Origin of the sequence: Streptomyces himastatinicus ATCC 53653 (assembly GCF_000158915.1) — a bacterium.
In the GTDB taxonomy this organism is placed as follows: Bacteria; Actinomycetota; Actinomycetes; order Streptomycetales; family Streptomycetaceae; genus Streptomyces; species Streptomyces himastatinicus.
Window position 1 is genome coordinate 1,699,790 of record NZ_GG657754.1, and the last position, 5,544, is coordinate 1,705,333.

The following is a 5,544-nucleotide window of genomic DNA, read 5'->3' on the forward strand; positions in this document are numbered from 1 at the left end:
CGTCTCGCCGTCCTCGAGCGCCTGGACGCAGCGGTCGTACACCGCGCCCTCCACACAGCCGCCGGAGACCGACCCGATGGCCGTGCCCTCGGCGTCGACGGCGAGGGCGGCGCCGGGACCCCGCGGCGCGCTGCCACCGACGGCCACGACGGTGGCGACGGCGAAGTCCCGGCCCTCCTCGACCCACCGGTTCAGCTCGGCGGCGATGTCAAGCATCCACGTCCCCACCCGGCGCGGTGCCCGCCAGCAGGACGCGGTCGGGGCGGATCGGCAGGTGCCGGTGGCGCACACCGGTCGCGTGCCAGACGGCGTTGGCGATCGCCGCCGCCGCGCCCACGATCCCGACCTCGCCGATGCCCTTGATGCCCACCGGGTCGTCCGGGTCCGGGTCGTCCACCCAGCCCACCTCGATGGGCGGCACATCGGCGTGCGCGGCGACGTGGTAGCCCGCGAGGTCGGGGCCGACGTGGCTGCCGAAGGCCCGGTCCCGGATCGCCTCCTCGTGCAGCGCCATGGACAGACCCCAGACCATGCCGCCGCGGAGCTGGCTGCGCGCGGTCAGCGGGTTGACGATCCGGCCCGCCGCGAAGATGCCGAGCATGCGCCGTACGCGGACCTCGCCCGTGGCGGTGTCCACGGCCACCTCGGCGAACTGCGCCCCGAAGGAGTGCCGTTCCTTCTGTGCGAGGGCGCCGATTGCCTCGGCCGTGTTCGACCGGGCGGTGATCCCCTGCTCCGGGATGGCGCCGCCGAGGGCCAGCTGCTCGCGCAGCTCCTTCGCCGCGGAGGTGACGGCCCAGGCCCAGGAGCGGGTGCCCATGGAGCCGCCCGCGATCATCGCCTGGCCGAAGTCGCTGTCCGCGATGCGCATGTGGATACGGCTCGGCTCCACCTCCAGCGCGTCCGCGGCGATCTGGGTCAGCGCGGTCCGGGCGCCGGTGCCGATGTCGGCCGCGGTGATCCGTACCGTGAACGTGCCGTCCGCCTCGGCCGTCACCGCGGCCGTGGACGGCATGGCGTTCGAGGGGAACGTGGCCGCCGCCGTGCCGGTCCCGAGCAGCCAGCGGCCCTCGCGGCGCAGCCCGGGACGCGGGTCGCGATCCGCCCAGCCGAACCTGCGGGCGCCCTCCTCGAAGCAGTCGATGACCCTGCGGGTGCTGTACGGCAGCCCGGAGACGGGGCCCGCCTCGGGCTCGTTGCGCGCCCGCAGCGCGATCGGGTCCAGGCCGCACTTCTCGGCGAGTTCGTCGAGCGCGGACTCCAGCGCGAACGAGCCCGGGGCCTCGCCCGGTGCGCGTACGAACGTCGGGGTCGGCACGTCGAGCGCCACCACGCGGTTGACGGTGTGGTGGGCGTCGGCGTCGTACATCGCGCGCCCGTAGTCGGCGCTGCGCTCGATGAATTGGTGCACGGTCGAGGTGAGGCTGAGGGCCTCGTGGCCGAACGCGGACAGCCGCCCCTCCGCGTCGGCGCCCAGCCTGACCCGCTGCACGGTGGGGCTGCGGTAGCCGGTGATCGAGAACATCTGGCGGCGCGTCAGCACGACCCGGACCGGGCGGTGCAGGACCGTCGTCGCCATCACGGCGGCCACCTGGTGCGGGCGGAGCCCCTTGGAGCCGAAGCCGCCGCCGACGTGCTCGGAGAGCACCCGCACCGAACCGAGGTCCAGCGAGAACATCTTCGCCAGCTCGTCGGCCACCCACATGCTGCCCTGGTTGGAGTCGACGACCTCCAGCCGGCCGCCGTCCCAGCGGGCGGTGGCCGCGTGGGGCTCCATCATGGCGTGGTGCTCTTCCGGAGTGGTGTACTCCGCGTCCACGACGGTGGCCGCCGCGGCGAGTTCGGCCGCGAGGTCCCCCTTCTCGGTCTCCGCCGACGGGTCCTCCGGCTTGCGGGCACCGGGGTGGGCGGCGGAGAACGCGACGTCGTGCGGCTCCTCGTCGTAGCGGACCACCAACGCCTCGGCGGCCTCCCTGGCCTGCTCCGGCGTCTCCGCGACGACCAGCGCCACCGGCCAGCCCGCGAACGGCACCCGATCGGTCTGGAAGAGCGTGACGGTCGGGTCGGGCTTCCCCAGCAGGCCGACGTACTCGCCGTCGACCTGCGGGGCGTTCCCGTGGTGCAGGACGGTGAGGACGCCGGGCATCGCCTCGACGGGGGCGGACTCCACCGCACGGATGCGGCCACGGGCGATGGTGGACACCACCAGCCAGCCGTGGGCCAGGTCGGCGAAGGGGATCTCACCGGCGTAGCGGGCCGCTCCGGTGACCTTCTCCCGGCCCTCCACACGGGTGTGCGCGGTGCCGACGGACGGGGTGACGGCGGCGGTTCCGGTCGTCGTGGTCATCGGACGGCCTCCTCGGAGAGTTCGGTCAGCATGGCCACGACGAGGTTGCGCATCAGCGTCACCTTGTATCCGTTGTGCGGGAGCGTCTCGGCGGCCGCCAGTTCGGCGTCCGCGGCGGCGGCGAACGCCTCGCCGGTCGCCGGTCCCCCGGTCAGCGCCCGCTCGGCGGCGTGGGCGCGCCACGGCCGGGAGGCCACGGCCCCGAAGGCCAGGCGCACTTCGTGGACGACGCCGTCCCGGACGTCGAGGGCGCCGGCGATCGAACCGATCGCGAACGCGTACGAGGCGCGCTCGCGCACCTTCCGGTAGCGCGAGTGGGCCGCGACCGGAGCGGGCGGCAGGGTGATGCCGGTGATCAGCGCGCCGGGCGGCAGCGCGGTCTCCAGATGCGGGGTGTCCCCCACCGGCAGATAGAACTCGGCGAAGGGCAACTCGCCCGGCCCGTCCGCCGTTTCGTAATGCACGACGGCGTCGAAGGCGGTCAGCGCCACCCCCATGTCCGAGGGGTGGGTGGCCACGCAGTGCTCGGAGGCGCCGAGGATCGCGTGGTTGTGGTGCTCGCCCTCGATGGCGGGACAGCCGCTGCCGGGGACCCGCTTGTTGCACGGCTTGGCGGTGTCGGTGAAGTAGCCGCAGCGGGTGCGCTGGAGCAGGTTCCCGCCGACCGTGGCCATGTTGCGCAGCTGCCCTGAGGCTCCGGCCAGCACGGCCTGGGCCAGCCCCGGGTACCGGGACCGCACATCGGGGTGGGCGGCGAGGTCGCTGTTGGTGACGGTCGCGCCGATACGCAGGCCGCCGTCCGGCGTGGCCTCGATCTGGTCGAGGGGGAGGTCGCGCACGTCGATGAGGCGCGCGGGCCGCTCCACCCCGGTCTTCATCAGGTCGACGAGGTTGGTGCCGCCGCCGAGGTAGCGCGCGTCGGGGTCGGCGCCGAGCAGGGCCACCGCCCCGGAGACGTCGTGCACGCGCTCATACCCGAATTCCCTCATACCGCTGCCTCCGCTTCCGTCGCGCCGTTTCCGTCACCCGAGCCGCCGGACGGCGGCTGCGCGGCCTCCGCCGCCTGTGCGACCGCCTCGACGATCGACACGTACGCGCCGCAGCGGCACAGGTTGCCGCTCATGCGCTCCCGGATCTCCTCGGCCGTGAGCGGCTGCACTCCCGCCTCGGGCCGCACGTCCTGGGTCGCGGCGCTCGGCCAGCCCGCCGCGTGTTCCTCGATCACGGCGATGGCCGAGCAGATCTGGCCGGGGGTGCAGTAGCCGCACTGGTAGCCGTCGAGGTCGAGGAACGCCTGCTGCACCGGGTGCAGGTCCTCGCCTTCGGCCACGCCTTCGATGGTGGTGATGACACGCCCTTCGGCGGCCACCGCGAGCTGGAGACAGGAGACGGCGCGGCGCCCGTCGATCAGCACCGTGCAGGCACCGCACTGACCTTGGTCGCAGCCCTTCTTCGTGCCGGTCAGGTCGAGACGTTCGCGCAGGGCGTCGAGCAGGGTGGTGCGGTGGTCGACGGGCAGCGTGTGCTTCTCGCCGTTGATGTTCAGCGTGATGGCGCTGTACGTCGGGGAGGGGGCTGGGGCCATGATCAGCCTTCTTTCGCGTAGCTGGTGCGCGTCGAGCGAGATGATCCGGGCGGTGCGGGAAGGGTCCGGGGAGTGCCCCGGGAAGAGTCTGGGAAGGTGAGCGGGCTGGTGGCGACCGGCACCAGCCGTTCGCACTGGCCGGATCTGCCGCTAAGGTAGACCTAAGTGGACAGTTGTCCGGCTGGTATGAACGTATCGGACAGTTGTCCGGTTAGCAAGGCCGGCCCGACCGCGGTTCCGGGAAGGAGGAGGGCGTGCCTGAGAAGAAGGACACCCCACTGCGCTCGGACGCGCAACGGAATCGCGAGCGCATCCTGGAAGTGGCCCTCGCGGAGCTGACGCGCTCGGCGGACGCCCCGCTGAGCGCGATCGCGAAGAAGGCATGCGTCGGACAGGGGACGTTCTACCGCAACTTCCCCAACCGCGAGGCGCTGGTCCTGGAGGTCTACCGCTACGAGGTGCAGCAGGTCGCCGACACCGCGGCCCAGCTGCTGCGGACCCGGGCACCGGACCAGGCGCTGCGGGAGTGGATGGACCGCCTCGCCCAGTACGCCATGACCAAGGCGGGCCTGGCCGGTGCGCTGCACAAGGCCACCAGCGCGCACGGCGGTCTGGTCCAGCTGGCACGCGGCTCGCTGACCTCCGCCGTCACGCTCCTGCTGACGGCGAACGAGGAGGCCGGGACCATCCGCCCGGGGGTCACCCCCGACGACTTCATGCTCGCCATCGCCGGGCTCTGGCAGATCGACCCCTGCGGGGACTGGCAGGGGTGTGCCGGGCGGCTCCTGGACCTGGTCATGGACGGCCTGCGCGCCGGTGCGCCGGGTCAGGCGCCTGGTTAGGACCGGCGGCGCGGCTTGCCGCGCTTGGCGCCCTTGGCACCCTTGGGCGCCGCGGAACGGCCCCGCGGGTTCTTTCCGGTCCCGCCTGCCCTGCCGGAAGCCGCCTTGCCGGACGCCGTCTTGCCGGATACCGTCTTGCCCGCCGCGGGTTTGCGCTTCTGCTCCGCCGGGGGCGGAGTGCGGCCCCGGGTGCTGTTGACGGTCCGCCCGCGGACGATCCCGATGAAGTCCTCCACCAGGTCGGTGGTCGCGTCCTCCGGCCACGACAGCGCGACGCTCGACTGGGGCGCGTCCGTGAGCGGCCGGTACGTGAGGTCCCTGCGGTGGTGCAGCCGGGCGAGCGACTGCGGCACGACCAGCAGCCCCACTCCGGCCGCCACCAGCTCGATGGCGTCCGCCGTGGTGGCGGGGCGCTCGATCGCAGGTTGCCCCGGCGGGCGCTCCCAGCCGATCACGTCGTCGAGGGGGTGCAGCACGATGTCGTCGGCCAGATCGTCGACGGTCACCTCGTCGACCGCCGTCACGACGTGGTCCTTCGGGGCCACGACCACCGTGGTCTCGGTGTAGAGGGGGATCGCGCTGAACACCGTACGGTCCACCGGCAGCCGCACGAGCCCCGCGTCGGCGCCGCCGTCCCGCAGCACACCGGGGACTTCGGCGGCGGGCACCGCGAGGAGGGTGAGCGGGACGTCGGGCAGGCGCTCGTTCCAGATCCGCACCCACTTGGCGGGCGTCGCCCCCGGGACATACGCGAGCCGGAACGTAGGGGA

At 73.3% G+C, this 5,544-nt stretch carries 6 protein-coding genes; 1 reads left to right on the forward strand and 5 read right to left on the reverse strand.

Going from position 1 to position 5,544, the window contains the following annotated elements; all coding sequences use genetic code 11:
* The 4 genes from SSOG_RS06595 to SSOG_RS06610 all read right to left on the reverse strand — a co-directional run.
* Window positions 1-216: XdhC family protein (locus SSOG_RS06595; protein ID WP_039936731.1), on the reverse strand; the 216-nt coding region annotated here is incomplete at its 3' end.
* Window positions 209-2,347: a xanthine dehydrogenase family protein molybdopterin-binding subunit gene (locus SSOG_RS06600; RefSeq protein ID WP_009713434.1), complete on the reverse strand. Its 2,139-nt coding sequence runs from the start codon at window positions 2,345-2,347 to the stop codon at window positions 209-211. The genes SSOG_RS06595 and SSOG_RS06600, both read right to left, overlap by 8 nt.
* Complete coding sequence (locus SSOG_RS06605) at window positions 2,344-3,336, reverse strand: FAD binding domain-containing protein (protein ID WP_009713435.1); 993 nt, start codon at window positions 3,334-3,336, stop codon at window positions 2,344-2,346. Before SSOG_RS06605 ends, SSOG_RS06600 begins: the two co-directional genes overlap by 4 nt.
* Entirely contained in the window at window positions 3,333-3,932 is a 600-nt protein-coding gene (locus tag SSOG_RS06610) for a (2Fe-2S)-binding protein (RefSeq protein ID WP_009713436.1), read from the reverse strand. Before SSOG_RS06610 ends, SSOG_RS06605 begins: the two co-directional genes overlap by 4 nt.
* Window positions 3,933-4,186: 254 nt before the next feature.
* On the opposite strand from SSOG_RS06610, the gene SSOG_RS06615 reads away from it, so the two are divergent.
* Window positions 4,187-4,774, forward strand: a complete 588-nt coding sequence (locus tag SSOG_RS06615) for a TetR/AcrR family transcriptional regulator (protein WP_009713437.1) — start codon at window positions 4,187-4,189, stop codon at window positions 4,772-4,774.
* Here SSOG_RS06615 and SSOG_RS06620 read toward each other — a convergent pair.
* A partial coding sequence (locus tag SSOG_RS06620; protein WP_063631542.1) for a LysR family substrate-binding domain-containing protein occupies window positions 4,771-5,544 on the reverse strand: 774 nt, incomplete at its 5' end. The two genes, SSOG_RS06615 and SSOG_RS06620, sit on opposite strands and share 4 nt — an antisense overlap.